The 25294-nt window shown below is 35.5% G+C and carries 21 protein-coding genes and 2 pseudogenes; 20 read left to right on the top strand and 3 right to left on the bottom strand.

The features are described 5' to 3' along the window. Positions 1-55 precede the first annotated feature (55 nt). Genes BUB93_RS04275 through BUB93_RS04260 form a run of 4 tightly spaced genes read left to right on the top strand, consistent with a single transcriptional unit; the run spans position 56 to position 3967 of the window. The gene (locus tag BUB93_RS04275; protein ID WP_073269843.1) at positions 56-2080 is read left to right on the top strand and encodes a BglG family transcription antiterminator; all 2025 of its coding nucleotides are present in this window, start codon (positions 56-58) and stop codon (positions 2078-2080) included. Continuing rightward, positions 2061-2522, top strand: coding sequence for a PTS sugar transporter subunit IIA (locus BUB93_RS04270; protein WP_073269842.1), 462 nt, complete (start codon positions 2061-2063; stop codon positions 2520-2522). The genes BUB93_RS04275 and BUB93_RS04270 overlap by 20 nt, the downstream gene beginning before the upstream one ends. Before the next feature lie 21 nt (positions 2523-2543). Beyond that, positions 2544-3596, top strand: a complete 1053-nt coding sequence (locus BUB93_RS04265) for a PTS fructose transporter subunit EIIC (protein ID WP_073269841.1) — start codon at positions 2544-2546, stop codon at positions 3594-3596. Positions 3597-3646: 50 nt separating this feature from the next. Beyond that, on the top strand, positions 3647-3967 hold the full coding sequence (locus BUB93_RS04260) for a PTS fructose-like transporter subunit IIB (protein ID WP_073269840.1): 321 nt from the start codon (positions 3647-3649) through the stop codon (positions 3965-3967). A gap of 237 nt (positions 3968-4204) precedes the next feature. Here the strand turns inward: BUB93_RS04260 and BUB93_RS04255 are convergent, their stop codons facing one another. Beyond that, on the bottom strand, positions 4205-4918 hold the full coding sequence (locus BUB93_RS04255) for a MurR/RpiR family transcriptional regulator (RefSeq protein WP_073269839.1): 714 nt from the start codon (positions 4916-4918) through the stop codon (positions 4205-4207). A gap of 392 nt (positions 4919-5310) precedes the next feature. Here BUB93_RS04255 and BUB93_RS04250 point away from each other — a divergent pair, with 392 nt between their 5' ends. The 15 genes and pseudogenes from BUB93_RS04250 to BUB93_RS04185 all read left to right on the top strand — a co-directional run bounded on the left by BUB93_RS04250 (position 5311) and on the right by BUB93_RS04185 (position 22356). Further along, positions 5311-6789, top strand: coding sequence for an FAD-binding oxidoreductase (locus tag BUB93_RS04250; RefSeq protein WP_143159056.1), 1479 nt, complete (start codon positions 5311-5313; stop codon positions 6787-6789). Between the two features lie 99 nt (positions 6790-6888). After that, positions 6889-8190: an MFS transporter gene (locus BUB93_RS04245; protein ID WP_073269838.1), complete on the top strand. Its 1302-nt coding sequence runs from the start codon at positions 6889-6891 to the stop codon at positions 8188-8190. 1 nt (position 8191) lies between these two features. After that, on the top strand, positions 8192-8983 hold the full coding sequence (locus BUB93_RS04240) for an electron transfer flavoprotein subunit beta/FixA family protein (RefSeq protein WP_073269837.1): 792 nt from the start codon (positions 8192-8194) through the stop codon (positions 8981-8983). Next, a complete protein-coding gene (locus tag BUB93_RS04235; RefSeq protein WP_073269836.1) occupies positions 8980-9966 on the top strand; it encodes an electron transfer flavoprotein subunit alpha/FixB family protein in 987 nt (328 codons plus the stop codon). The genes BUB93_RS04240 and BUB93_RS04235 overlap by 4 nt, the downstream gene beginning before the upstream one ends. A gap of 28 nt (positions 9967-9994) precedes the next feature. Further along, positions 9995-10774: an SDR family NAD(P)-dependent oxidoreductase gene (locus BUB93_RS04230; protein ID WP_073269835.1), complete on the top strand. Its 780-nt coding sequence runs from the start codon at positions 9995-9997 to the stop codon at positions 10772-10774. A gap of 26 nt (positions 10775-10800) precedes the next feature. Next, positions 10801-12246 (top strand): FGGY-family carbohydrate kinase, encoded by a 1446-nt coding sequence (locus tag BUB93_RS04225; RefSeq protein ID WP_073269834.1) that lies wholly within the window; start codon positions 10801-10803, stop codon positions 12244-12246. Between the two features lie 97 nt (positions 12247-12343). Beyond that, positions 12344-13924 carry a BCCT family transporter gene (locus BUB93_RS04220; protein WP_073269833.1) on the top strand — a complete coding sequence of 527 codons (1581 nt, stop codon included), beginning with the start codon at positions 12344-12346 and terminating at the stop codon, positions 13922-13924. After that, positions 13917-14696 (top strand): 5'/3'-nucleotidase SurE, encoded by a 780-nt coding sequence (gene surE, locus BUB93_RS04215; RefSeq protein ID WP_073269832.1) that lies wholly within the window; start codon positions 13917-13919, stop codon positions 14694-14696. The genes BUB93_RS04220 and surE overlap by 8 nt, the downstream gene beginning before the upstream one ends. Positions 14697-14956: 260 nt before the next feature. After that, positions 14957-15148, top strand: coding sequence for a transposase (locus tag BUB93_RS11550; protein ID WP_073269831.1), 192 nt, complete (start codon positions 14957-14959; stop codon positions 15146-15148). 40 nt (positions 15149-15188) lie between these two features. Then, positions 15189-15350: pseudogene (locus tag BUB93_RS11545) on the top strand (hypothetical protein); the annotation flags it as partial. Further along, a pseudogene (locus tag BUB93_RS11540) lies at positions 15344-15487 on the top strand (IS3 family transposase); the annotation flags it as partial. The pseudogenes BUB93_RS11545 and BUB93_RS11540, both read left to right, overlap by 7 nt. Before the next feature lie 178 nt (positions 15488-15665). Continuing rightward, positions 15666-18131, top strand: coding sequence for an HD domain-containing phosphohydrolase (locus tag BUB93_RS04200; RefSeq protein WP_073269830.1), 2466 nt, complete (start codon positions 15666-15668; stop codon positions 18129-18131). Between the two features lie 250 nt (positions 18132-18381). Beyond that, positions 18382-19788 (top strand): sensor domain-containing diguanylate cyclase, encoded by a 1407-nt coding sequence (locus BUB93_RS04195; protein WP_073269829.1) that lies wholly within the window; start codon positions 18382-18384, stop codon positions 19786-19788. A 130-nt stretch (positions 19789-19918) separates the two neighbouring features. Then, positions 19919-21142 carry an HD-GYP domain-containing protein gene (locus BUB93_RS04190; RefSeq protein ID WP_073269828.1) on the top strand — a complete coding sequence of 408 codons (1224 nt, stop codon included), beginning with the start codon at positions 19919-19921 and terminating at the stop codon, positions 21140-21142. Between the two features lie 389 nt (positions 21143-21531). Then, a complete protein-coding gene (locus BUB93_RS04185) occupies positions 21532-22356 on the top strand; it encodes a Fic family protein (RefSeq protein WP_242945364.1) in 825 nt (274 codons plus the stop codon). A 223-nt stretch (positions 22357-22579) separates the two neighbouring features. Here BUB93_RS04185 and BUB93_RS04180 read toward each other — a convergent pair whose 3' ends face one another. Further along, a complete protein-coding gene (locus BUB93_RS04180) occupies positions 22580-23149 on the bottom strand; it encodes a carboxymuconolactone decarboxylase family protein (RefSeq protein WP_073269827.1) in 570 nt (189 codons plus the stop codon). Between the two features lie 238 nt (positions 23150-23387). Here BUB93_RS04180 and BUB93_RS04175 point away from each other — a divergent pair, with 238 nt between their 5' ends. After that, positions 23388-24941 carry an ABC-F family ATP-binding cassette domain-containing protein gene (locus BUB93_RS04175; RefSeq protein ID WP_073269826.1) on the top strand — a complete coding sequence of 518 codons (1554 nt, stop codon included), beginning with the start codon at positions 23388-23390 and terminating at the stop codon, positions 24939-24941. A gap of 66 nt (positions 24942-25007) precedes the next feature. On the opposite strand, the gene BUB93_RS11365 is transcribed toward BUB93_RS04175, so the two are convergent. Continuing rightward, positions 25008-25181, bottom strand: a complete 174-nt coding sequence (locus BUB93_RS11365) for a hypothetical protein (protein WP_159432060.1) — start codon at positions 25179-25181, stop codon at positions 25008-25010. Between the last annotated feature and the right edge of the window lie 113 nt (positions 25182-25294).

Here is a 25294-nt window from a genome sequence, read left to right as displayed (position 1 = left end):
ATCGATGAATGATGATAACATAAAATCAACAACAGATTGAAGGCGAGGGATCTAGTTGGAAAGTAATAAAAATTTGAATTTCGAAATTCTGAATATGTTACTAGATGCAAAAACACCTATTACGACCAAGAAACTGGCATGGGAGACAGGCAAGTCTTCAAGGACTATCAGAACACACATTAAAACGATATCGGAGGTACTTGAAAGTGAAGGGTTTTTGTTGGTCAAGAAGCCAAATGTAGGAATATATATCGAGGCAACTAACAAAGAAAGACAACAAATTAAGACCAAGTACAAGCAGTTGATGACCCAGAACGAAGACTATGATTCGGATTTTAGAAAAAATTATATACTTGAAATTCTCTTGATAAACAAATTCAGCTACACTATGCAAATGTTTGCGGACGAGCTCTATTGTAGCAAATCTACAATAGCCAACGACTTTGATGTGGTAGATGAATGGTTGAAATCTCGCGGTCTCAAATTGATAAGAAATAAAAGTAGAGGCTTTTGGATTGAGGGTGCAGAAATCGATTTTCGAAAGGTAATCGTTGATTTTTTATCAAAAAACTGCAATAGCCAGTATCAGAAAGATGATTTTGAAAATAATATTTCAGATTATCGACTAGGCATGGTAAATAGCATGAGGTTAAAGGAGTTTTTTCCGGAAATTGAGCTCGCTGAAGTTGAAAGGCTGGTAAAGCTAGCTGAGAAACAACTAGGTACTATCTTTACTGAGCAGGCGTTCATAAACTTGATAACTCATATTGCCATAATCATACGAAGGGTTAAGGAAAACCGTGAGATTACAATGACCAAGGATTTCAATGAAAAATTTAAAGGAAGTGATATATATCCAGTAGCAAAAAAGTTGGTAGAGGGACTCGAGTCTGCCTTTACTGTAATTATGCCAGAAGATGAGATCTGCTACATTTGTCTTCATTTGTTAGGTTCTAAAATATATGAAGAACTTACAGAAGATAATTGCAAGATGATTTTAGGAAGTCAAGAAGAGTTTCTCTTAAAGATTGCAGATGAGATTATAAATTTGACAGGCATAATATTAAATGTTGATCTTAATGTAGATGATTTTTTAAGAACATCTCTTGTATTGCATTTGAGACCTGTTATTGTTAGGCTTGAAAACGATTTAAGATTAGAAAATCCTATGCTAGAGACTATAAAAAGTGAATATGGTGAAATATTTTGCGCATCTTGGGTTTGCGGAACAATATTTGAAAAAGAATGTGGATTGCAAATTAATGAAGACGAAATTGCATATATTGCCATGCATATAGCGGCAGCAGTTGATCGTAAAAAATGCCATGTTAAAACAATAATTGTATGTTCAAGTGGAATAGGTACTGCACAATGGTTAAAAAGTAAGCTGGCAAATCAATTCGCCAATATGGAAATAACAAGAGTACTGTCTGTAGAAAAATTGACTAAAGAGCTGATAGATTCATGTGATTTAATAATTTCTACCATACCATTTAAAAAGCATTCGCCTAAAGTGGTAAAGATCAGCACTTTAGTAACGACGGAAGATGTAGCAAAAATCAATAGAGCCATCGGCGAAATCAAGTCTAAAAAACCCATTCAAGAAGAAACTAACACAAGATCATACAGCGATTTAGATTTGATAACAGAAAATTATTGTTTTATTGAAAAAGAACTTACAAAATATGAAGACGTTATAGAGAAATATGGCAATAGACTAATAGAAGATGCGTATGCAAAGGATGGTTTTGTTGAAAGTGTCCTAAATAGGGAAAACGCCTCGTCTACCTATTTAGGCAAAGGGATTGCGATACCCCATCCAACAATTGAATATGTAAGAAATTCAAAAATTGCAGTAATTAAGCTTGATAAGCCAATAATAAATAAATATGAAGTCATTGAAATGATTTTCTTGCTTTGCCTTAAGATTGAAGGATACGGAATAGCAACAAAAATATTTAGTGAATTTTATTCTATGCTAGGAAACGAGAAATATATGAATGACTTAAAACAGGTTGAGAGTACAGAACAGATGAATACTATGCTAAGGAGATTTAATTATGGAGAAAACATACAGTGAAGAATTGATAAATGATGAGCTGATATTTACCGCGCAAGATTTTAAAACCAAGGATGAGATAATTGAATTCATGAGTCAACGCATGCATATGTTAGGTAGACTTAATGATTATCAAACATATATACAATCGGTACATGATAGAGAGAAATGTTTTCCGACATGTATAGGATTTGGTATCGCTATTCCACATGGAAAATCTGAAGGAGTTAAAACACCCACAGTTGCATTTATGAATTTAAAGCAAGAGATTATGTGGAATGAAGAAGAGGAAGTAAACCTAATCTTTTTATTGGCCGTACCTGTTGAAGCCTCAAGTAATTATCACCTAAAAGTTTTAGCGGAGCTATCAAAAAAACTAATTGAAGAAGATTTTAGAGAAAGGCTGAAAAATCTTGGTGATAAAAAAGAAATATGTAATATGTTAACTTTTCATATTAATTAAAAAATAAGGAGGAAGAATGGAATGAATGAGTTAATGGAAATTTTAAAAGACACAAGAAAACACCTTATGACAGGCGTGTCGCACATGATACCAATTGTTGTAGCTGGAGGGGTATTGATAGCATTATCTGTAGCCATGTCGGGTTCGCCATCTGTTCCTGATGAAGGAACATTTCTAAAGGGTATCTTCGATATCGGGGCAGCAGGATTTGCATTAATGGTACCTTTTTTGGCAGCGTACATTGCGTACTCGATTGCCGACAGACCTGGGCTAGCGCCGGGAGCAATCGGCGGATTTCTATGTAATTCTATTGGCGCAGGCTTTTTAGGTGGGTTAATAGTAGGTATCATAGCTGGAATCATTGCACATCTTTTGAAGAAGATACAAGTTCCGACTACTTTAAAACCAGTCATGCCAATATTTGTTATACCTCTTGTTACCACTTTGTTAGTGGGGTCATTGGTAATGTGGGGGATAGGTGCCCCTATTGCTTCGATGATGGAAGGTTTGACTAATTGGCTGGTGGCATTAAATACTGGTAACAAAATTTTGTTAGGGGCAATAATAGGAGCAATGTGTGCTTTTGATATGGGTGGACCTGTAGGTAAAGTAGCGTATACATTTGGTGTAGGACTTCTTGGTTCTGGTGTTACAACAGTAATGGGAGCAGTTGGAGTAGGTGTGTGCATACCACCATTAGGAATGGCACTGGCAACGTTCTTAGCACCTAAAAAATACACTATGGGAGAGAGAGAAAATGGTAAAGCGGCACTAATAATGGGGACTATAGCTATTTCGGAAGGGGCGATTCCATTTGCTGCAATGGATCCGCTGCGAGTAATTCCTTCTATGATGATAGGTGGTTCAGTCGGATCAGCCCTAGCTATGATGTTTGGAGCTACTAATGCTGCACCTTGGGGTGGGTTGATCGTTTTACCTGTAATAGGTAATCCGATTGGATATTTGGTATCAGTAGTAGTTGGAGTAGTCATTACAGCATTTACAGTTAATGCACTCAAAACTGTTGTTGCAGAAGATGCAGATGAGGATTTAGAAATGGAAATGTTGAGCTAAAAAATTATTTAGAAATACGAAATACAACTTAATTGGAAGGAGAGATTATTTTGAGAATTGTTGCAGTTTGTGCTTGCCCTTCGGGAGTTGCACACACTTACCTAGCAGCAGCTTCACTAAAAGATGCGGCAAAAAAGCACGGAGTTGATATTAAAGTAGAGACTCAGGGATCTATTGGTGTCGAGAATGTCATAAAGCAAGAAGAAGTTGATTTGGCAGATTATGTTATTATTACAAACGATACAGGGCTTAAGAATATGGAGAGATTCAAAGGCAAGAAGATTTTGAGCGTAAAAGCTAGTGATGCTATAAAAAAAGCTGATTTGATAATGAAAAAAGTTAAGCAACAAGATGAGGCGATAGGTAGTTAATAAAATAATTTGACTTTGGCAACAGGCATTTAATAATGGTGCTTATTGAATAATGATTGTTGATTGTCGATTGTCGAGTAAAAATGACCCACTTTTCGTTTGAATCTGACCCGCCTGAGTTTTGATTAATGGCGGGTCAGATTTATTGTGCCCCCATGCTGGGCGCACAACAAAGCACGGATTTCGGGGTATTCCCTTTTCCGTGCTTTTGTATTTATTTACTCTATTTAAAAATACTTAATGAGATTTATTTTTATACATAAGTTTTTGTACCACTTCTTCAAGAAAAATAAAGAATATTGTTCTGGACTTTTCATATGGCAACAATTCATTCGGCTGATTGTATTTTGAAAGCCAAAATATGCGATCACATTGATCAAATAGGTTAGCGTTGTACTCTTCAAGCAGTATAGCAACTTTAGCACCTTTTAGCTTTGCAGTTTCATAGATGTTTTCGAAAGTATTAAAAGTTCCAGTAACTGTTAAAAGCAGTACTAAATCAGATTCATTAGCCATAGACGATATAGATATCTCATCTGAAACTGCTACTATGACCTTATTGGTGCATGTCCTTAATCGATACTCAAAATATTGTGCACATATAAGAGACGGACCATATCCAAAAATAACTATTTTATCATGATTTTCAATCAGAGCTATTAATTCATTTACTTTGTTTTCATCGAAGTCTTCAATAAATTTTTGAACCCGGTTTAACTCATCAGATTTATTGAAAGACGACATCTCTCTTCCATGCAAAAAATCCATATATTGCTTATAATTTACAAATCCTAACTTTTTCACGAACTTTGATATTTTAGATATTGAACACTCACATAATTTTGCTGCTTCAGTTATTTTTATGGTATCAAAGTTTTTGCTATGTTCTTTAAGCTTGTTGTGAATTTCCTGTTCCAAGGCATTTAACGCTTTAAAATCTATATGTATCATAACTCACATATAATCAAATCATCATTAGATGGTGATTTAATTAATTCCCTTTCTCCCAGGTTCTCTGGGTTTCTATTTCCATCTTTGATATATTTATAAAAGCACTGTGGATCACCTCTATCGTTTTATTACATTTATTTTATCACGGAGATGTCGTGATGTAAATATGTACGGAAAATTTTCCAATGATAAACGGAAAATAAACGGAAAATAATACACCAAAACAGCATTAACACAAAATAATAAGAAAATTTTCTGATTTATTATTGACATTTTCTATAGGCGTCTATATAATCAAGTTGTGATCACGAAAAATACCTAAAGAAGCGCCCTTAATTATTTATTGGTTATTAAGCTGATAATTATAAGAGAGTGACTTGAAGGAGGAATAAATGTTGAATTCAGAAAACCTAATTACTGCATTAAACAATATTTTATCACCAGAGCAAATTAATACAAAAGAGAGTGATCTTTATGAAGCTTCTGCAGATAGATATAAGAAGTATGCAAAAGCAAGAAAAGTTCTAGATGTTCCAAGTCCTGTTGCCATTGTGTATCCTTATAATAGCGATGAGGTAAGTACAATTCTTGAATTTTGTAATGAGAATCAAATAAATGTTATACCTAGAGGTGGAAATACTGCAACTGAAGGCGGACTGGAAAATTGGAAAGACATCACTGTTGTAATCGATACCCTTTACATGAACAAAATCATAAAAATTGATTCATATAACTCACAAGCTACAGTTCAAGCAGGAGTTTCACTTGAGGAGCTAGAGATAGAGTTAAGGAAAATAGGATATACAACAGGACATTCACCTCAGTCAAAACCTGTTGCAAAATATGGCGGTTTGGTTTCAACAAGGAGCATAGGTCAATTCTCTACACTATATGGGGGAATTGAAGATATGGTAGTTGGTCTTGAGTGCGTTTTTCCGGATGGACATATAGCAAAAATTAAAAATGTATCAAGGCGTGCTGGTGGCCCGGATATTAGGCACATTGTTATTGGAAATGAAGGCACTTTATGCTTTATAACCGAAGTGACGATAAAAATATTCCGTTATTATCCAGAAAATAATAAGTTTTATGGTTATCTCGTTAAAGACGTTGATACCGGAATCAAAGTCCTTAGAGAAGTCATGGTTAACGGATTTAGACCTTCAGTTGCTAGAACTTATTCTGAAGAAGATGCTGCTCAACATTTTTATCATTTTCACGAAAATAAATGTGTGCTTATTTTTATGGCAGAAGGGCCAAAAAAGATAGTCGAAGCAACTGGCGAAGCCATAGAAGAGGCAGCAGAAAAATATAATGAGGGCATAATAAAGCAGGTTGATAGCAGCCTGATAGAAGACTGGTTCAATCATTTAAACTGGACGCAAAAAGATATTGATGACGAGATAGAAGGGATGATCGAAAATAACAGCCATTCGGGATTCACGACAGAAATTTCAGCGGATTGGGAAACGATTCCTTTGATATACAACAATGTAATAGATAGAGTTAGAAATGAATTTCCAAGAGCTCACGATCTGACAATGCTTGGAGGGCACTCTTCACATAGTTATTTAAATGGCACAAATATGTATTTTGTATATAACTATGATATTCATTGTGCGCCAGAAGATGAGATGATAATTTATCACCATCCTATACAAAAGATTATTGTAGAAGAAACACTAAAAGCAGGAGGATCTATGTGCCATCATCACGGAATTGGTAAATACAGGAGTGAGTGGACAAAGGACGAACATGGAACAGCTTATTACATGCTTGAAAAGTTGAAAGAAGCATTTGATCCAAATGGGATAATGAATTATGGAACAATTTTTCCACAGGCAGAGGGAATAAACAAATACATAAGATAGTAATGCAAAACTATTTTTCATCGGTAAGTGCAACAGCTCATAAGCTGTTGCTGCCGATTTATCAAAAATATAAAAATTATATATAATGTAGGAGGGCTTATGAATAATAATAATTTTCGTCGATATTTCCAATTTTTCTTAATAGTATTGGCAGCAGGGGCAATCTATCCGGTTATATATTTAAGAACAAATTATCAAGTGACCATTTTAGAGGTTTTCAACTTAACCCAACCTCAACTTAATAACTTTTATTCAATGCTTGGGATTGCCTATGTAATCGGGTACATACCTAGTGGCTTGATCGCTGATAGATTTTCAGCAAAAAAGTTAATCGGGGTTTCGCTTCTAGGTACAGCACTTTGTGGATTTTGGTTTGCACAAGTACCGGGTTATACATCGGTTAATATAATATTCTTTTTATGGGGCATCTTTTCTGTATTTACTTTCTGGAGTGCTCATATGAAGATTGTAAAAATGCTTTCCAGATCTAATGAGGAAGGTAGATTCTTTGGGATATTAGATGGTGGACGTGGGATAGTTGAAGCAGTTATGGCTAGTGTTGGCCTTGCGATTTTTGCTTCCATATTGGGAACTAGCGATTTTATACAAGATAAACAGTCGGCTTTGGTAGCAGTAATCTATCTGTATTCAGTCATTGTTTTTGCTACTGGAGTTTTGATTCTGATATTTGTCGATGATGATAAAAAGTTGGCGTCAATGTCTGAAAATAATGGAGAATCTAGTGAGGATGAAAAGTTTCATCTTAGAGATGTTGGTAAGCTATTGAAGAACAAATATATTTACCTTATGGGTGGAATTATATTTATGGGCTACTCGGTTTTTTGGACGGTATATTATATAGGGGGCTTCTTGCAAACAAATATAGGAATCGATGCTGTAAGTGTCGGAACTATAACGGTAGTAATACTATGGATGCGTCCCGTTGGAGGTTTCATAGGTGGTTTTTTAGCTGATAGGATTGGTCGTACTAAAACTATAAGAATAGCCCTAATCGGGGCTGCATGTTTTTTAGCTATATCAGCATTGTTGCCAGTAAGTATGGCAGGATTATTCCAAATCATAGTAGTTGGTCTAGGAGTTTTCTTGTATATGATTCGTGGAACATATTGGTCTTTACTGGGTATGTCAAAAATTGAGGCAGCTATGATGGGGACGGCTATTGGAGTAATTTCATTTATAGGCTATTTACCGGATATTATATTACCTCAATTAAACAGCTTTCTTTGGGCAACATTTGGTGACCAAGGAGGATATAATGCATACTTTATTGTAAGTGCAGCATTGGGATTAATAGGTGTCGGAATCCTGTCAGTATATTCTCATCTAAACAGCAAGGAAAAAGCGATTGCAGAAAAATTAGAGACTGCAAAGGATATGTAATATGAAACTAATATGCATCATTAAATATGTGCCAAATGTTGACAATTTTAATTATGATTTCGAAAACAATACACTAATAAGAGACAATATTCGGCTAATGTTAAACGCTGATGATGCTTGTGCAGTAGCCTATGCGCTTAAAGTCAAAGAAAAATATCCTGAAGCAAGTATAGAAGTAGTAACAATGGCTCCAAGTTCAGTTGTGCCGCATTTAGAAGATCTCATTCGCTTAGGAGTTGATAAAGCAGTTATTTTAAGCGATAGAACATTTTCTGGAAGCGACACTTACGTTACTAGCAAGATATTGTCTAGATATTTATCTAAGCAAAAATTCGACTGCATTTTAACAGGTACAAATGCAGTCGATGGAGACACTTCACATGTTCCAGCTCAAATAGCTGAGTGGCTTGGTTTAGACCAAATATCAGGTGTAGTTGATATCAGTGATATAAATAAGAAATCTGCAACAATAGTAGTTGATAAAGAAGATGCTTCAATATGCTATGAAATTTCAATGCCTGGAATCATTAGCTTGACTAGAGAAAGCAAATACGAGCTTCCATATGTACAAAAGGGAGACATGAATAAAGAAGTGAAATCTCAAATATTAATGTTGAATGCCAATGATCTGAATTTCAAAAAAAAGGAAGTAGGTATAGAGGGTTCATTAACCCAGGTTGCAAATACTTACACCAAGCATTTCCACAAGAGAGATAAAAAATTGGTTAAAGCAAACGATGAAGGCGTCGAGACAGTTTTTAAATTTTTAAAAGAAAAAGGATTAATTAAATGAAAAGATGTTTGATTTATGTCGACAGTGAAAACATAAAAAACAGTATGGAGTTATTAGAAGTTGCTCGCCAAATATATAAATCTAAATCTTATGAATCCTATTGTGTTATTGTTAACAGCGCTCATGAACAAGCGATAGGCTTATTTGATAATGTCATAAAAGTAGATAACCAAAAAATAAGTTTATATGACTTTAAAACACTTACAGACATATTATTAGATATTCATAGGATATTTGATTTTGATTTAATATTAATTCCTGGAACTTGGGCTGGCAGGATGTTGGCACCGCGATTAGCAGTGAGGCTTCATACAGGTCTTACAGCTGATGTAACAGAAATACGTCAAAGCAAAGATGGATTGGAGCTGGTAAGACCTGCATTTAGCGGAAGACTTTTAGCTGGTATAAAAAATAAAGGCGAAGGTCCAATAATGCTGAGTGTACGACAAAATATATTTAAATATGAACCAATTAGTACTGCCGATACAAAATTAATCAAATTTGAATATGACAAGCCTATAAATGTAGGAATTAAGCAGATTTCAGTTTTCAATAAAGCGAACTCTTATGACATACGTGACAGTAAAATATTGATTTCGGGAGGAGCAGGCGTCGGCGGAGGGTTTAATCTACTACAAATACTAGCGGACGAACTTGGTGGCACAGTTAGTGCAAGTAGGCAAATCGTTGACAGAGGTATTGCAAATCGGCATATTCAAGTGGGGCAATCAGGAAAGACAGTTAGCCCTACGCTTTATATGGCACTTGGCATTTTTGGAGCAATACAGCATGTTGAAGGATTAAAGAACGTTGAAAACATAATTTCTGTAAATACAAATAGAAATGCTCCAATTTGCAGTATATCAGATATTGTGGTCGAAGGTGAAGCTATTGAATTTATTAATATGTTGATTGCAAGAATTAGAAAGTATAAATCTGAGGTTAATGAACCGTCAGAAAGCAGCAAATATAAATTATATTAAATATAAAATAATCGATGGAGGTTTTGATATGCAACTACTAGATTTTAATATGGATTTTTTCTCTTTAAAAGGTAAAAATGCAATAGTAACTGGAGGAAATGGTGGACTAGGACAAGCTTTTACAACAGCACTGGCAAAAGCGGGAGCAAATGTTTTGGTACCAAGTCTTGAAGATGACAACGGCGCAACAAAAAAGCTAGTAGAAGGTTGTGGAGTAGAATATAAATTCATGATCGCTGATATTACTGCTGAGGGAGAGTGCAAGAGAATAGTTGATGAGTGCGTCAATTCCTGGGGCAGTGTTGATATTCTAGTAAATTGTGCTGGAATCAGCATAAATGTACAAGATGTCACAAAGTATACTCGAAAAGAGTGGGACAAAATGGTATCTATTAACTTGACCGCTGCGTTTGAAATGATACATGAATCGTGTAAATATATGATTAAACAGGAAAGTGGTAAAATAATAAATATAGCATCGCTGTATTCATACTTAGGCGGTCAATGGTCACCTGCATATGCATCAACTAAGCATGGAATCGTCGGCCTTACAAAAGCTATGTGCGATGAACTGGCACAATGGAATATACAAGTAAACGCTATAGCTCCTGGGTATTACGCAACTCCGATGACAGAAATGACAAGAAAAGATGAAAAACGAAATGGGGAGATATTAGCACATATTCCTGCAAACCGTTGGGGATTTACGGCAGACTTGATGGGGGCGACAATATTTCTTTCCAGTCGTGCTTCAGATTATGTTAATGGCACTGTACTGACTGTAGATGGGGGCTATTTGGTCAGATAAAACTTATAGTTTGAAAGGGTGAGGATATGAATCAAAAATATATCATTGCAATTGATGGAGGCACACAGAGCACAAAAGTAGCTATCTTTGACACGAAAGGTACTGAAATTTGTTCTCACACAGTTAAGTTGAGACCTATGGAGCTGTATGGAGAAGGCTTTGCCGAACATCCAGATGATGATCTGTGGGATAGCTTGAAAGAAGCATGTACAAATACGATGAAAAAATTCAATGGAGATCACAAGTCTATAATTGGAGTAGGTCTAGGATCCATTAGATGTTGTAGGGCACTTGTAAAGGAGGATGGTAATCTAGCTTCTCCTGTACAGAGCTGGATGGATTTAAGATTATCAAGACCATACGAACATACAGATGATAGTGTTAGATACGTCACTACTACTACTGGATATTTAACCCATAGATTAACCGGAGAAACAAAAGATACTAGATCAAACTACGTAGGTCCTTGGCCGATTGACCCAGCAACTCTTGACTGGTATGAAGATAAAGATAAGTTTGAAGCATATACAACACCCAGAGAAATGCTTTTTGATTTAGTAGATCCATCAAGTGTTTTGGGGTATGTAACATCGGAGGCAGCTGCTGTTACCTGTATTCCAGCGGGGATACCGGTAGCATCAACATCAAACGATAAAGCAGTTGAGGCTCTGGGTGCAGGACTAGAGGATGATGGAACACTGTTGGTTTCATTAGGAACGTATATTACTTCAATGATGATGGGAAAAGAAGATAAGGCTGATACCATGAATTATTGGTGTAATCCGGGAGCTACCCCAAATGAGTATCTTTATGAAAGCAGTGGGATAAGAAGAGGGATGGCGACAGTTACATGGATTAAAGATTTGCTGGGAAGCGATATTGTCAAAGAAGCTGAATCAAGAGAAATCTCAACAGAGAATTATTTAAATATTTTAGCTTCTGAGATACCTGCAGGGAGTGACGGATTATATACAGTATTACATTGGTTAGCAAGGCCCACACAGCTTCATGAACGGGGAATGATTATTGGTTTTAACGGAAATCACAATGGTATACATATGTTTAGATCAGTATTAGAAGGAATCGCCATGACTATGAAAAATCATGCGCAGGCAATGTGCGATGAAGTAGGTATAGACTTAAAGAGAATGATAGTTAGCGGAGGTGGCTCAAATGGCGAGCTTTTCATGCAAATTTTCGCAGACGTATTTGGTGTGCCAGCAAAAAGAAATGTTGTTAATGGATCAGCTAGCCTTGGTGCTGCAATATGTGCAGCATTGGCATTAGATGTATACAAAAGCAGAGAAGAAGCGGTAAAAAATATGGTTGTAAAACGAGATGAATTTATGCCAAATAGTGAAAATGTTAAGCTTTATAAAGAAATAAACGAAAAAGTATATAGTAAAATTAATCTTTACACTGATGAATTGTTGAAAGAATCTCATGAAATATTAAGCAAAAGACAGTTGTAGATTTGCAATAAAAAAACTATATTGCAGGCGACAGACATTCTAGAATAATGGTCGCCTGTATGTAGTTTTTTTGAAAAAGTTGTAATGGAGGATAACTATGATTCAAAATAAAAAGCAAAAAGACGATAATCGAAAACTAAAGCCGATAGTATTTTTCCCAGCATTTTTACTTTTAATATTCACAATTGTACTTAATTTTGTTAATTATGATGCTTTCATAAGTATAACAACCAAAGCTAAGGATTTTATGGTGATTGACATGGGGTGGATGTACAATTTAATCGGCATCATGTGTCTTGTTATGATTATATTGGCATATTTATCACCGTTGGGAAATGTAAAATTAGGAGGTCCATCTGCAAAACCGATGCTTAAGAAATCGTCTTGGTTTGCAATAACAATCTGTACCACAATCGCAGCTGGAATACTCTTTTGGGGTACATCAGAACCAATTTGGCATTTAGCTTATCCTCCAGAATCTCTAGGCATAGAACCTATGTCTAATCAAGCAGCAAAGTTTGCAATGGAGACGATGTATCTGCATTGGACGTTTATACCCTATGCTATTTACGCAGTTCCAACTATCGTGTTTGCTTTTGCATATTATAATATGAAGCGTTCGTTCAGTGTAGGATCTCAAATATCACCCCTAGTATCTGAAAACAAGCAAAAAAAACTTAGCGTGATTATAGACGCAGTAGTATTGTTTACCGTGGCAGCTGGTATTTCATCTTCTTTAGGGACAGCTATACTTAATATGGGTGGTGGATTGAACGCAGTTTTTGGAGTAGAAAACGGAAAGACTTTGTGGATATTTTTAACGATAATCGCAACGCTAGTTTTCATGATATCTTCAGGAACAGGTTTGATGAGAGGAATTAAGTATTTGTCGGATGCCAATATGTATATCTACTATCTAATACTGAGCATATTGTTATTTATAGGTCCAACTGCCTATTATGCAGGGTTAGGAACAGAAGCATTTGGCGGGTTTTTAGACGGTATTTTTAGCAAAGCAATGTTCACGGGAACTTCATCAGGTGATACGTGGGCATCATCTTGGACGATGTTTTATTGGTCAAATTGGCTGGCATGGGCACCTGTAAGTGCTGTTTTTTTAGCTAGAATTTCATATGGATATAAGATTAAAGACGTCATTGTGATTAATTTCATAGCACCTAGTATTTTTAGCGTTTTATGGATGACGATAATTTCGGGTACAGCTCTTAATTTCCAGTTAACAGGTAGGGTAGATGTACTCGGCAAAATGAATGAACTTGGTTCAGAAGCAGCAGTATACGCAGTTCTGGGGGAATTACCTTTTTCAGGGATGTTGAGCATATTGTTCCTGGTTGCTATATTTATTTCCTTTATAACTGCAACAGATTCAACTACAAATGCTATGGCTAGCATATGCACAACCGGAATAAAAGGTGGTGAAGAAGAGGCGCCTTTATTCATAAAAATAATTTGGGGAAGTACAGTCGGGCTAGTAGCATTAGTATTCATATCGACACTGGGAATTGATGGAATCAGAATGATGTCATACTTAGGTGGTTTCCCCGCACTTTTCTTGGGAATATTTACGATTTTATCGCTATTTGTTATTATTCAAAATCCATGTAAATTTGATAAATATGCAAAAGTAGATATAGACAAGGAGAAGTATAATGAATAATCGACCTTTGATTCTGATAACGAATGATGATGGAGTTCATTCTCCTGGGTTGCTAGCTCTTATTGAAGCAGCATACGGTCTTGGAGATTTGCTCGTAATTGCACCAGAAAATCAGCAAACAAATATGGGCAGAGGCGCATTGGCTGGGGAAAATGTAGGAAGAATCAGAATTAAAAAAATAAACACCCAAATAGGGCAAATCGAGTCTTACGCAATACTAGGATCACCGGCACAAGCTGTAGCTCATGGAATATTGGAGTTGAGCGAGAGAACACCTGATATTTGTTTAAGTGGAATCAATTATGGAGAAAATTTAGGGTTGGCTTACACTTGTAGCGGTACGCTAGGTGCTGCTTTTGAAGCAGATAGCTTTGGCATCAGGTCAATAGCTTTTTCCAGAGCAATTCCTTTTGAAAAACAAAGATCTAATCAATTTCATAAAATGGACTGGGAAATAGTTAAATCTCTTGCACGAAAAATCATATTTGATGCTATTAATGAAGGAATTATTTATGGAGCAAGAATACTAAACGTAAATTTTCCTGAGTTTACGGAACAGGAAACAGAGATGCGGATAACAAAACAAGCAAATATGAACTGTGGAAAATATGTAAACCCAGGTAATCGAGACTTAAATAATGCATTGATGTTGCAGTGGATAAAAAATTCAGAAATATCAAAGGCGCCTGAAGATACTGACATATATGCTATTCATTTTGACAATGTGATCTCATTGACACCATTAACGCCTATTATGTCTATACCTATTTAAAGGTTAAAAGGGAATTAAAAGGGGACACTTCACAACTATCCGTCAAAAATGAAAAAACGGGTGCTTATAAGCACCCGTTTTTTCTAGTTTTATGATTAACTAATTAAGTTCAATGTTTATAAGGAGTGAAAAAACGCAAACAATCACAATAAAACTAATCCACCGGTATGGAGGACTTCAGGAGTTTGGTTTTAATTGTCCCTATATAATGGACCCAAAGAATTGACACAAGATCTTGCTAGTTAAGTTATAATGGAAATATGAGCAAAAGAAGACGATTCATACCCGAAGAAAAAGCCAAGATTGTACTGGAACTGCTTTCTGGCGAGCATACCATAGCAGAATTGACTGCCAAATACGATGTGAATGCAAACCAGCTTGAAAAATGGGGAAAAGAATTCATAAACAATGCAGACGTAGCCTTTGGAAAAGAAAACAGCAAAGAAACCTAAACGATAAAAGAAAACGAAGAAGCATTACTTAACCAGAGCATTTAAAAGAGCGAAACCCGAAACAATAAATAGCGATCAAGGATCGCAATTTATTAGCAATGAGTATATATCACTATTAAAAGATCATTTCATTAAAATCAGTATGGATTCAGTCGGTAAAGCTACCGATAAGCTTGGATTTAGAGATTCTTCAGGTCCATAAAACAGGAGAAACTCTATATTTACGAATATGAGATAGTTAATGAACTAAAAGTTCTAGTTTCAGATTATATACGCTTCTACAATTATGATAGGATTCACCAAGCTCTAGGGCACTTGACGCCATATGAGTTTGCTTGACCGCTTAAGCATGTCTAAAAATATAATAGAAAGGACTAAATTAACCGCAAATTTTTTTGTCTTGACAGAGGGGTTGATTGTAAATTAATTACATATAGCGATAAAGAGTTAAATATTATGATGGGATATGCCTGTATTGGAAAAAGCATTCTAAATTTATTTAAAAGGAGGCCGGAGAATGGGAAAAAAACTCAGTGATTTAGTTAATCAAAAATTATCTCGGCTCTTTATAGGCTTTTCTAAGCTATTTCTGGGGGCATCACGTAATAAACCTAATCAAGAAGAAAAAAAAGACTTAGGATACTATAAAAATGAAGCATTTCATAAACTTGCAATACTTTTTATTACCATTGGTCTATTTCCGATATGTTATGGAGCTTATATGTTTTTTAGGAAAAATAATATCATAGCTGGAGTCTTAGAATTACTGTCATATCTCGTTGTTTTGATATTACTATTAAGCAGTCGAATTAACATAATGAAAAAGAGATGTGTTTTCGTTCTATCCATTTTCTTATTAGGTTTAATGCTGTTATTTATCGCCGGACCAATGGGGGCAGGACTAGTTGTAATATTTTCAACATTTGGACTAGCTGCTTTCTTGCTGAATAAAAGACAAAGCATAATTTTTATTTATATTAGCTTATTAGCATTTATAGTTATTTCTGTGTTTCTTTATATAGGGCTTCTAGATAACTTGGCAATATATCAATACAGGGATTCATGGTACATAGTTGCTATTTCAACTCAATGCATGGGCACCTTATTTGTATTGATCATTAATAATCTTTTTAACAACATTGAAAACCTAATAGAAGAGATTGAAAAGAGTGTAAAAACAACTGCCGAAAGTGAACGCAGCAAATCCGTTCTTATATCAAATCTTCCGGGTATGGCATACAGGTGTAATTATACCAGAGATTGGACTATGCAATTTGTTTCTGACGGTTGCATAAAGTTGACTGGTTATCCCCCTGAAAGCCTTATTGAAAATAGGGACATATCTTTTAATTCATTGATGACTCCTGAATGTCGGGGACCCTTGTGGAGAGAGTGGGAGCGTATTCTTGCCAAGAGACTGCCATTTGAATATGAATATGAGATCACGACAGCTAGCGGAGAACGAAAATGGGTCTTGGAGTTGGGCGAGGGGGTATATGACATACATGGTGAAGTCGAGGCTCTGGAAGGAATCATTCTAGACATTTCAGATCGAAAAAAGTCTCAAGAAGAAACAAAACGTTTGCTTGAGCGCACCCATTCAATGATTAATAATCATGATGCTGTGATGCTTCTTGTTGAGCCGGAAACTGGAGAAATAATAGAAGCGAATCCCTCTGCCAGCAGTTTTTATGGGTATTCCAAAGAGGAACTCTTGAAGATGACAGTGCGGGATATAAACGCAATGGATCAGGAAAAAGCCGCGGAGATGCGTCTGAAAGCATTAAATGGAGGGCAGAAATATTCTGCTGTTCCACATCACTTAAAAAGCGGAGAGATTAAAACGGTGGATGCGTACATCAGCCCCATAGACTACGATGATCAAAGAGTTTTGTTCGCAATCATATTCGATGTGACAGAGAGAGAAATAATTGCAAAAAAGAACGAATTTTTAGCAAACCATGATTATCTTACTGGACTATATAACAGAAGATTTTTTGATGAGGAGTTTGAGCGGAGAGTTATACGAGGAGATGTGCCTATTGCTTTGTTGTTAGGTAATATAGATGGATTTAAAAACTTTAATGACGCATTCGGACGTTCCAAAGGTGACGAAGTTTTAAAAGAGATGGCAAATAGATTAGCAGCACTTATCTTTGATGGTGGCGTACTTGCTCGTGTTGGTGGTGACGAATTTGCCATATTAGTGTCGGGCAAAAACGAAGATGAAATCAGGAGGTGTTTAGACACACTGACTAGAGAATTTGATAAAGATCTTGGGGATTCAAGGAAAGATGAGCTTCTTACTATTTCATGGGGTTATGGAATCCAAATGAACGAGGATGATACATTGGATGACCTTCATAGACAAGCTGAAGCATTTATGAACAACAGAAAGTTCTATAATACAAACAGTCTCAGAAGCAAAACTGTCAACGTGATTATGGAAACTCTATTTATGAAAAGCGAAAGAGAGAAAAAACACTCTGAGCGTGTCGGAAAACTTTGTGAGACAATCGCCCGGAAAATGAGTTTGAGTAAACCGGAAGTGGATAAAATTAGAGTTGCAGGACTTTTACATGACATCGGTAAAATCGGTATTGAAGAATCTATTCTTAACAAAGTGGGCAAGCTTGACGCAAAAGAATGGGAAATGATGAAGTTTCATCCGGCAAAAGGTGCTTCAATTCTTGCAAAAACAATCGAATATAATGATATAGCGGAAATAGTGCTATCACATCACGAACGGTATGATGGGAAAGGTTATCCGAATGGATTAACAGGCACAGAAATACCTATAATGGCGCGAATAGTTGCTATCAGCGATGCATATGACGCAATGACAGAACTAAGAACCTATCGTACACCATTTAGTAAAGAAGAAGCCATCGCAGAGTTGAAAAGGTGTTCAGGTACTCAGTTTGATCCTGAAATTGTACTAGTTTTCATAAATGTGGTTATGGGAATGGAGAAAACAGATTGATAGACTTGGAAACGGAAAAGTTTTTTATAACATTTATTGGGGACAAGTACTTGGATAAATACTATCTACACTAAGAAGCATTGACTGGGTTATAGAGGAAATGTTAGCGATTCAAACTAATTTAAGACAGACTTCTTGCTACATCAGTACATAGTACAACTATTTCTTACGAGCATTTTTAAATTTTATATAAAGCCACTATAATATTATCGGGAAACGACAAAGTTAAATGTTGCGAGGAGGCCCAAACATGTTAACAAAAAAAAGAATCAGCATCATATCATTATTGATAATTGTACTTCCTGCATTTATCTATTTATATTTGAATAATTTTAGAACTGAGCTAATAATTAATGGAGATTTACACTTTTATTATGTGATTTTCAGTTCAGCGATAGCAATTTTAGTTGGATTAGCATCATATCTCGAGTATAAAAAAAATAAGGTCGAAAAAATATTTTACATTTCTATTGGATTTATTGGAGTAGGCGTGTTTTACACATTTCATGCCTTAGTTACACCTAATATGACTTTCGGGCAATTTTTTGAATTTCCTGATATGATTAGTAATATCAGTGCTTTTGTTTTGTTTGGAGACTTGAGTAGGTTCTGGTTGGCATTGATGATGTTTGTCCCAGATAATATGTTTGAACAAAGATATCAAATCAAAAAATATTTCAATGGTTATGTTTTGTTAATATTGTTTATTATTTTGTCTGGGTCAGTATATTTTGGTTTATTAACTCCAGAAATATTTCCTGTTTTCAAAAACGATGACCTAACAGATACTAATTTAGCTATTATTACAAAGGTTGCAACACTACTGTTTTTGGGTATAAATTCCTTAAAATACTATTATTCATATAAAGCAAAACAAAATATTACCATTCTTTCATTCATCATTGGTTTGTGTCTTATTATGGAAACAGTAATTATATTTATGATTTCCAAGCCTTGGAGTTCAAACTGGTGGTTAGCACATAACTTGTTTTTGATGAGTTACATAGTAATAGGATTAGGAGTTTTGTATAGTTATTTTGATAAACAAAAGTACGAATACTTTGATGTTCTTGGCCAGATAAACAGATACACTAAATTGCTGGAAGAAAAAAACATTAAATTAAATCAACTAGCTAACTATGACGCCCTAACAGGACTATCAAATAGAAGCCACTTTATAACTACAACTGAAGAATATATAAAAAAAGCAAGTATTGAAAATACTACTTTTGCACTTATGTTTATAGATCTAGATCATTTCAAAACAATAAACGATAAATATGGACATCAAGTTGGAGATGAATTATTAAAGATTATTTCTAAAAAGATTATTAGTATTATAAAATCGAACGATATGGCAGCAAGAATTGGTGGAGATGAGTTCTTGTTGCTGCTAAAAAATGTAAGCCGAATTGAAATTGACGCAATTTCTAAACGCATCCTTGAACGATTAACAGAACCGATGGTAATAGATGGAAATACTTGCAGAGTAGGTGCAAGTATTGGAATAAGCATTTTTCCGGATAATGGTAATACAATTGATGAACTTATTTCAAAAAGCGATGAAGCAATGTATAGAGTAAAAAAAGAAGGTAGAAATAATTATATGATTCTTTCACAGCAGAAAAAAAACCCAAATCCTGGACACCAGATTTAATCTAGTGGTAATAACAGTGATATGATACTGCTACCTCTGAATGCTTAATGTGAAGAATATGAGGAACGTACAGCTCAAATAAAAAATACTTATGTACAATATTTGAACAAAAGACGAGAGGGGCTATAAAATGGTTTTTGATATTAACGAATTTTTAGAAGCTATTTCAAACGTACTGGATGTAATAGAAACAGATATTTTTGGTGTACCAACAAACCATTCAAAAAGATTGGCTTGCATAACAAACCGACTCGCGCGTGTCATGAATTTTTCAATGGAAATGCAATACGACCTGGCTGCACTTTCAATACTTCATGATAATGGTGCCAGCCTTAAAATTCTGCATGATAGTTTATTGGGGAATGCGAAAGCCAAACAGAATATAATAGAAAGCAGTAAAGAGCACTGCAGGATAGGAGAGAATAATATAAGTAGCTTTCCATTTTTAACATCACCTAAAAATGTTATCCTCTATCATCACGAAAAATTTGATGGCTCTGGTTTTTTTGGCCTTAAGGGGCATGAAATACCGCTGATGTCCCAATTAATAAATTTAGCGGACACTTTAGATCTTGAATTTGATCTTGGAAACGTTTATAAAAATGGTGGACATCACGAAGAAATAATAGTATTTATTAAAGATCATGCTGGAACCCATTTCGCTCCGGATTTGTCTGAGAACGCTTTAAAGGTTATTAGCGAAAACGAATTATGGGCGAGTCTCTCTGATGAAAAGATAGATGAAACTCTTAAACTTGCGATTCCAGCACATAAAAGAGAGATGAGCTATAAAGAAATTCACGATATAACAAAAATATTTTCTCATATAATAGATGCCAAATCAAAATTCACAATGATGCATTCATCAGAATTGACAAAACTGATGAGTCGGATGGCGAAATTTTATAATATCAAAGGAGATGAATTTTGGAAATTAATAATAGCTTCAGACTTGCATGATCTAGGAAAACTTGGAATCAGCAATTCTATTTTGGATAAGCCAGGGCCTCTTACTGATGAAGAGTTTAGTAAAATCAAAGAACATCCGGTAACAGCAAAACAAAATCTGGAGGAAGTACAGGGATTTGGTGAAATTTCGGAGTGGGCATATAATCATCACGAGAAACTTAATGGAACGGGGTACCCCAGAGGCTTAGGTGCTGATGAACTTGATTTTAATTCCCGACTATTGGCTTGCCTAGACATCTACCAGGCACTTGGAGAAATACGTCCATATAGAGAAGCTATGACACATGATGAATCAATAAAAATTATGAGGCGCATGGTGGATGAAGGTCTAATCGATCCTGAAATTACAGAGGATATCGCGAAGCAATTGCAACCTACTAATTGAGATCTTTTTTATATATAAATTAGGGAAAATTATAATGGAATAGAGGTTGTGTTCGATGCTTCTAATTAAACCAAGGACGGCTACTGTTTATGGTAATCTAGAACTGCATAAATGGCAGTCAAAAATACAAAATGAATTGCCAGTGCAAACCTAACAATATACCCTATTGAGTGACTAGGCTTATAGGGGAGGAAAGGAAGTTTTTCGTAGAGATTCTTGCTGTTTTAATCATATCGTTTAGAGCATTGACATTATTCCGATATCGGTATAATATTGTGGTGGGGTGATATTTCGTGAAATATATGAGTTCTAAAGAAGTAAGTGAAAAATGGGGAATAAGTGACCGCCGAATCCGAGTGTTATGTAGTGAGGGACGTATCGAAGGTGCTATGAAAACTGGTCGAAATTGGTCTATCCCTGCTGATGCTGTCAAACCTGCAGACGCAAGGGAAATAAGCAAGAAAAACTACATTGGATTGGATTTTGACTTCAGTTATATAGATTTACTTAAGGAATCTATCGACGAGAATAGACCTTTTACCAAAGGACTAGGCAATTCGCTAAAAGAGAAACTTATTGTTGAATGGACTTATAACAGTAATGCCATAGAGGGGAATACTCTGACATTGTCAGAGACCAAAGTTGTTCTTGAAGGAATTACCGTTGGTGGGAAAAGCATGAGGGAACATCTTGAAGCAATTAACCATCGTGAAGCTATCCTTTTTGTAGAAGACTTAATTGCCAATAAGGAACCGCTTTCTGAATGGAATATCAAGAATATCCATGCATTGATAATAAAAGAAATAGACAATACAAATGCTGGTAAATATCGCACTGAAAATGTTGTAATCAGCGGAGCAAGACATATGCCGCCGAAGCATTATGAAGTTGGAGATTTGATGCAAAAGCTTATTGCGGAATATCAGAAGGAATGGAAAGAATTTCATCCTATTGTTAGAGCAACACTGATTCATGGAGAGTTTGTAAAAATTCATCCATTTATAGACGGGAATGGAAGGACCTCCAGGTTGCTTCTCAATTTCGAATTGATGAAAAATGGATACCCTCCTATCATAATAAAGAATGAGGATCGCGCCAGATACTATGATGTTCTAGATATGGCACATACCACCATGAATTATGAGCCTTTCATAAAACTGGTATCAGAACTGGTTATAGAGTCAGAAATACTATGGTTATCTTTGTTAGATTAAAGTAAAAGTATAATTGGATTGTCAACATTTATCTAAATAGTTTTCTTAAGGTTAGACAACGGGCATCTAACAAAGTAAATATATGATGACCTATTGTTTATCTAACACATTTTGGTATGCTATGGCTAAATAGGCTACCAGAACTTCAATTTTTGAGGTTATTTTTTAATGGTTATTTCGAAAGCTGCGGGTGAAAAAATTGCAACTACAAGAAATAGCTTTTTCAATCAGATAGATCACATTGATCTGAAAATCCAGCAGGTGGAACTCCCAATGACTTCAATAGTCTTGCCCAATAATTTACTTGTGCAGCTGTACTGGCCAAAATAACAATTTCCCGCTCTGTAAATTCTGATCTTAGTTTTTCAAAAAAAGATAGAGGCACATCAACCGGAGTCTTCGATATTCTAATAGTGTACTCCAGTGCAAGTTTTTCTTTTAGTGAAAAGGTTTCAATTAAATCTAAATTAACCTGATTGACCAAGTTTGACATTTCCTCATCAGAAATCCCGTTTTTTTCATACTCAAAGGAATTCATGTCAAGACAAAATGGGCATGCTATTGAAATCGAGGATTGGATTCTGATAAGCTTTAGAATTCGTTTGTTTAAGTCATTATTGCCATGTGCTACCATAGCTTCAAGAACACCGGAACTAAAAGCAGCCTTAGGATACCACGCCAGAAGTTTGGGTGCCAATAAATCTTTTTTTGTGATTTTTTTTGAAATGGCTATGCCAAGCTTAATAAAAAACGGAATTTTAGCTGGCGGTTTAATAAAGGCAGTATTGCCCATAGCGATTCCCCCTTAGATTGACGTTGTACCTTATAATGTTTATGTTACACCAAAATGTTGGATAAAGCCATAAGATATAAAAAATCAGTTTTAGTGCTAAATTACAGAGAGTCTATTTAAGTTTTAGCACTTTTATTTTTACTTAACTATTGATAATTAAGCATATAATAGATAAGATATTATAGCGCAATAGTTCATTATACGTTATAAATTGTTAACTAATTGGAAAGGTGATCAAATGAGCATATTAACGGTAAAAAACCTGAACCACGGTTATGGTGGCAGGGAGATTTTAAAAGATGTTTCCTTCAGGCTTCTTAAAGGTGAACACGTTGGCTTGGTAGGAGCAAATGGTGAAGGTAAATCTTCTTTTATGAACATAATAACAGGTAAGCTTGAGCCTGATGAAGGTCAGATTGAGTGGGCAAAGAGAGTTAGAGTAGGATACTTGGACCAGCATGCGGTGCTAGAAAAGGGTATGAGCATCATAGATGCCCTAAGAGGTGCATTTAAGTATCTGTTTGATATGGAACAGGAAATGCAGGATTTATATATGAAGATGGGTGGGGTATCTGAGGATGAATTAGCTTCTATTATGGAAGATGTCGGAACCATTCAGGATATATTAGACCATAATGACTTTTATTTTATTGACTCAAAGGTAGGAGAAACAGCCAGAGGACTGGGTCTTGATGAAATAGGATTAGAAAAGGATGTAGATGACTTAAGTGGTGGTCAGAGAACAAAAGTCCTTTTAGCGAAGCTGCTTTTAGAAAAGCCGGATATACTTATGCTGGACGAACCAACCAACTATTTAGATGAGCAACATATAGTATGGCTTAAGAGATATCTTCAGGAATATGAAAATGCTTTTTTGCTTATATCCCATGATATTCCATTCTTAAACAGTGTGGTAAACCTTATATATCATGTAGAGGATAAAGAGGTAACCCGTTATGTAGGAGATTATAACGATTTTGAAAGGGTTTATGAGGCTAAAAAAACTCAACTTGAAGCAGCGCATAAGAGACAACAACAGGAGATTGCAGAGCTTGAAGATTTTGTCGCTAGAAATAAAGCTAGGGTTGCAACAAGAAATATGGCTATGTCGAGACAGAAGAAGTTGGATAAGATGGATATTATAGAGTTGGCAAGGGAGAAACCAAAGCCGGAGTTTAATTTCAAAGATGGAAGAACTGCCGGTAAGCTAATATTTGAATCCAAGGATCTAGTCATTGGATATGACGCGCCCTTATCCAGGCCAATAAATCTTAAGATGGAAAGGGGTCAAAGAATTGCCATAACAGGAGCCAACGGAATTGGCAAGACTACTTTTTTGAAATCTATATTAGGGCAAATAAAACCTTTTGAAGGTGAAGTCGAATTGGGAGACACTCTGGAAATTGGATACTTTGAACAGGAGGTTAAAAAAAAGAATAAAAGATCTTGCATAGAGGAGATATGGCAGGAGTTTCCAAGCTGGACACAGTTTGAAGTAAGGTCAGCATTGGCTAAATGCGGGCTTACTACTGATCATATTGAATCTAAAGTAATGGTACTAAGTGGTGGGGAGCAAGCCAAGGTAAGACTTTGTAAGATTTTAAATAGAGAGTCTAATATATTGCTTCTGGATGAGCCTACAAACCACCTGGATTCAGATGCAAAAGAAGAATTAAAAAGAGCTTTAAAAAAATACAAGGGCGGGGTACTGCTGATATCCCACGAACCGGAATTCTATCAAGATGTAGCCACTGAAATTTGGAATCTAGAGCAGTACTCAACAAAGCTTTAAATAAGAATCATATCTAAAATATAAAAAGAGGCATAAATGCCTCTTAAGTTTAATATATTGAATTAATCATCTGCCACTAACATGAGCTGCGATAGCACCAGGAGGTAAACTAGATACTGCTTGACCAAATTCAGCACCAGTGAGACCATGAGCGGCGGGCATTCCAGCTGCAAAAACTGAAGATGAAACTGACACTAATAGCATAACAATAACAGTAAGTATTAAAATTTTTCTTTTCATATCTTAGTCTCCCTTTTTAAAAACAAAAACGTTCATTAAAAAATTACGGACAAGTATTACTATACATCGGGTTCGCCTCCTGAAAATAATTGTTCTAGTAACAATATACCCGA

Origin of the sequence: Alkalibacter saccharofermentans DSM 14828 (assembly GCF_900128885.1) — a bacterium.
Lineage (GTDB): Bacteria > Bacillota > Clostridia > Eubacteriales > Alkalibacteraceae > Alkalibacter > Alkalibacter saccharofermentans.
This window is presented reverse-complemented; position numbering and strand designations above follow the sequence as displayed.

Bases quoted from the DNA above. Each gene is read 5' to 3' on its own strand.
- BUB93_RS04255 (WP_073269839.1), bottom strand. From the start codon at position 4,918: ATGATACATATAGATTTTAAAGCGTTAAATGCCTTGGAACAGGAAATT.
- BUB93_RS04180 (WP_073269827.1), bottom strand. From the start codon at position 23,149: ATGGGCAATACTGCCTTTATTAAACCGCCAGCTAAAATTCCGTTTTTT.
- BUB93_RS04225 (WP_073269834.1), top strand. From the start codon at position 10,801: ATGAATCAAAAATATATCATTGCAATTGATGGAGGCACACAGAGCACA.
- BUB93_RS04185 (WP_242945364.1), top strand. From the start codon at position 21,532: ATGAAAACTGGTCGAAATTGGTCTATCCCTGCTGATGCTGTCAAACCT.
- BUB93_RS04200 (WP_073269830.1), top strand. From the start codon at position 15,666: ATGGGAAAAAAACTCAGTGATTTAGTTAATCAAAAATTATCTCGGCTC.
- BUB93_RS04235 (WP_073269836.1), top strand. From the start codon at position 8,980: ATGAAAAGATGTTTGATTTATGTCGACAGTGAAAACATAAAAAACAGT.
- BUB93_RS04230 (WP_073269835.1), top strand. From the start codon at position 9,995: ATGCAACTACTAGATTTTAATATGGATTTTTTCTCTTTAAAAGGTAAA.
- surE (WP_073269832.1), top strand. From the start codon at position 13,917: ATGAATAATCGACCTTTGATTCTGATAACGAATGATGATGGAGTTCAT.
- BUB93_RS04265 (WP_073269841.1), top strand. From the start codon at position 2,544: ATGAATGAGTTAATGGAAATTTTAAAAGACACAAGAAAACACCTTATG.
- BUB93_RS04190 (WP_073269828.1), top strand. From the start codon at position 19,919: ATGGTTTTTGATATTAACGAATTTTTAGAAGCTATTTCAAACGTACTG.
- BUB93_RS04270 (WP_073269842.1), top strand. From the start codon at position 2,061: ATGGAGAAAACATACAGTGAAGAATTGATAAATGATGAGCTGATATTT.
- BUB93_RS04250 (WP_143159056.1), top strand. From the start codon at position 5,311: ATGTTGAATTCAGAAAACCTAATTACTGCATTAAACAATATTTTATCA.
- BUB93_RS04240 (WP_073269837.1), top strand. From the start codon at position 8,192: ATGAAACTAATATGCATCATTAAATATGTGCCAAATGTTGACAATTTT.
- BUB93_RS04195 (WP_073269829.1), top strand. From the start codon at position 18,382: ATGTTAACAAAAAAAAGAATCAGCATCATATCATTATTGATAATTGTA.
- BUB93_RS04220 (WP_073269833.1), top strand. From the start codon at position 12,344: ATGATTCAAAATAAAAAGCAAAAAGACGATAATCGAAAACTAAAGCCG.
- BUB93_RS04245 (WP_073269838.1), top strand. From the start codon at position 6,889: ATGAATAATAATAATTTTCGTCGATATTTCCAATTTTTCTTAATAGTA.
- BUB93_RS11550 (WP_073269831.1), top strand. From the start codon at position 14,957: ATGAGCAAAAGAAGACGATTCATACCCGAAGAAAAAGCCAAGATTGTA.
- BUB93_RS11365 (WP_159432060.1), bottom strand. From the start codon at position 25,181: ATGAAAAGAAAAATTTTAATACTTACTGTTATTGTTATGCTATTAGTG.
- BUB93_RS04175 (WP_073269826.1), top strand. From the start codon at position 23,388: ATGAGCATATTAACGGTAAAAAACCTGAACCACGGTTATGGTGGCAGG.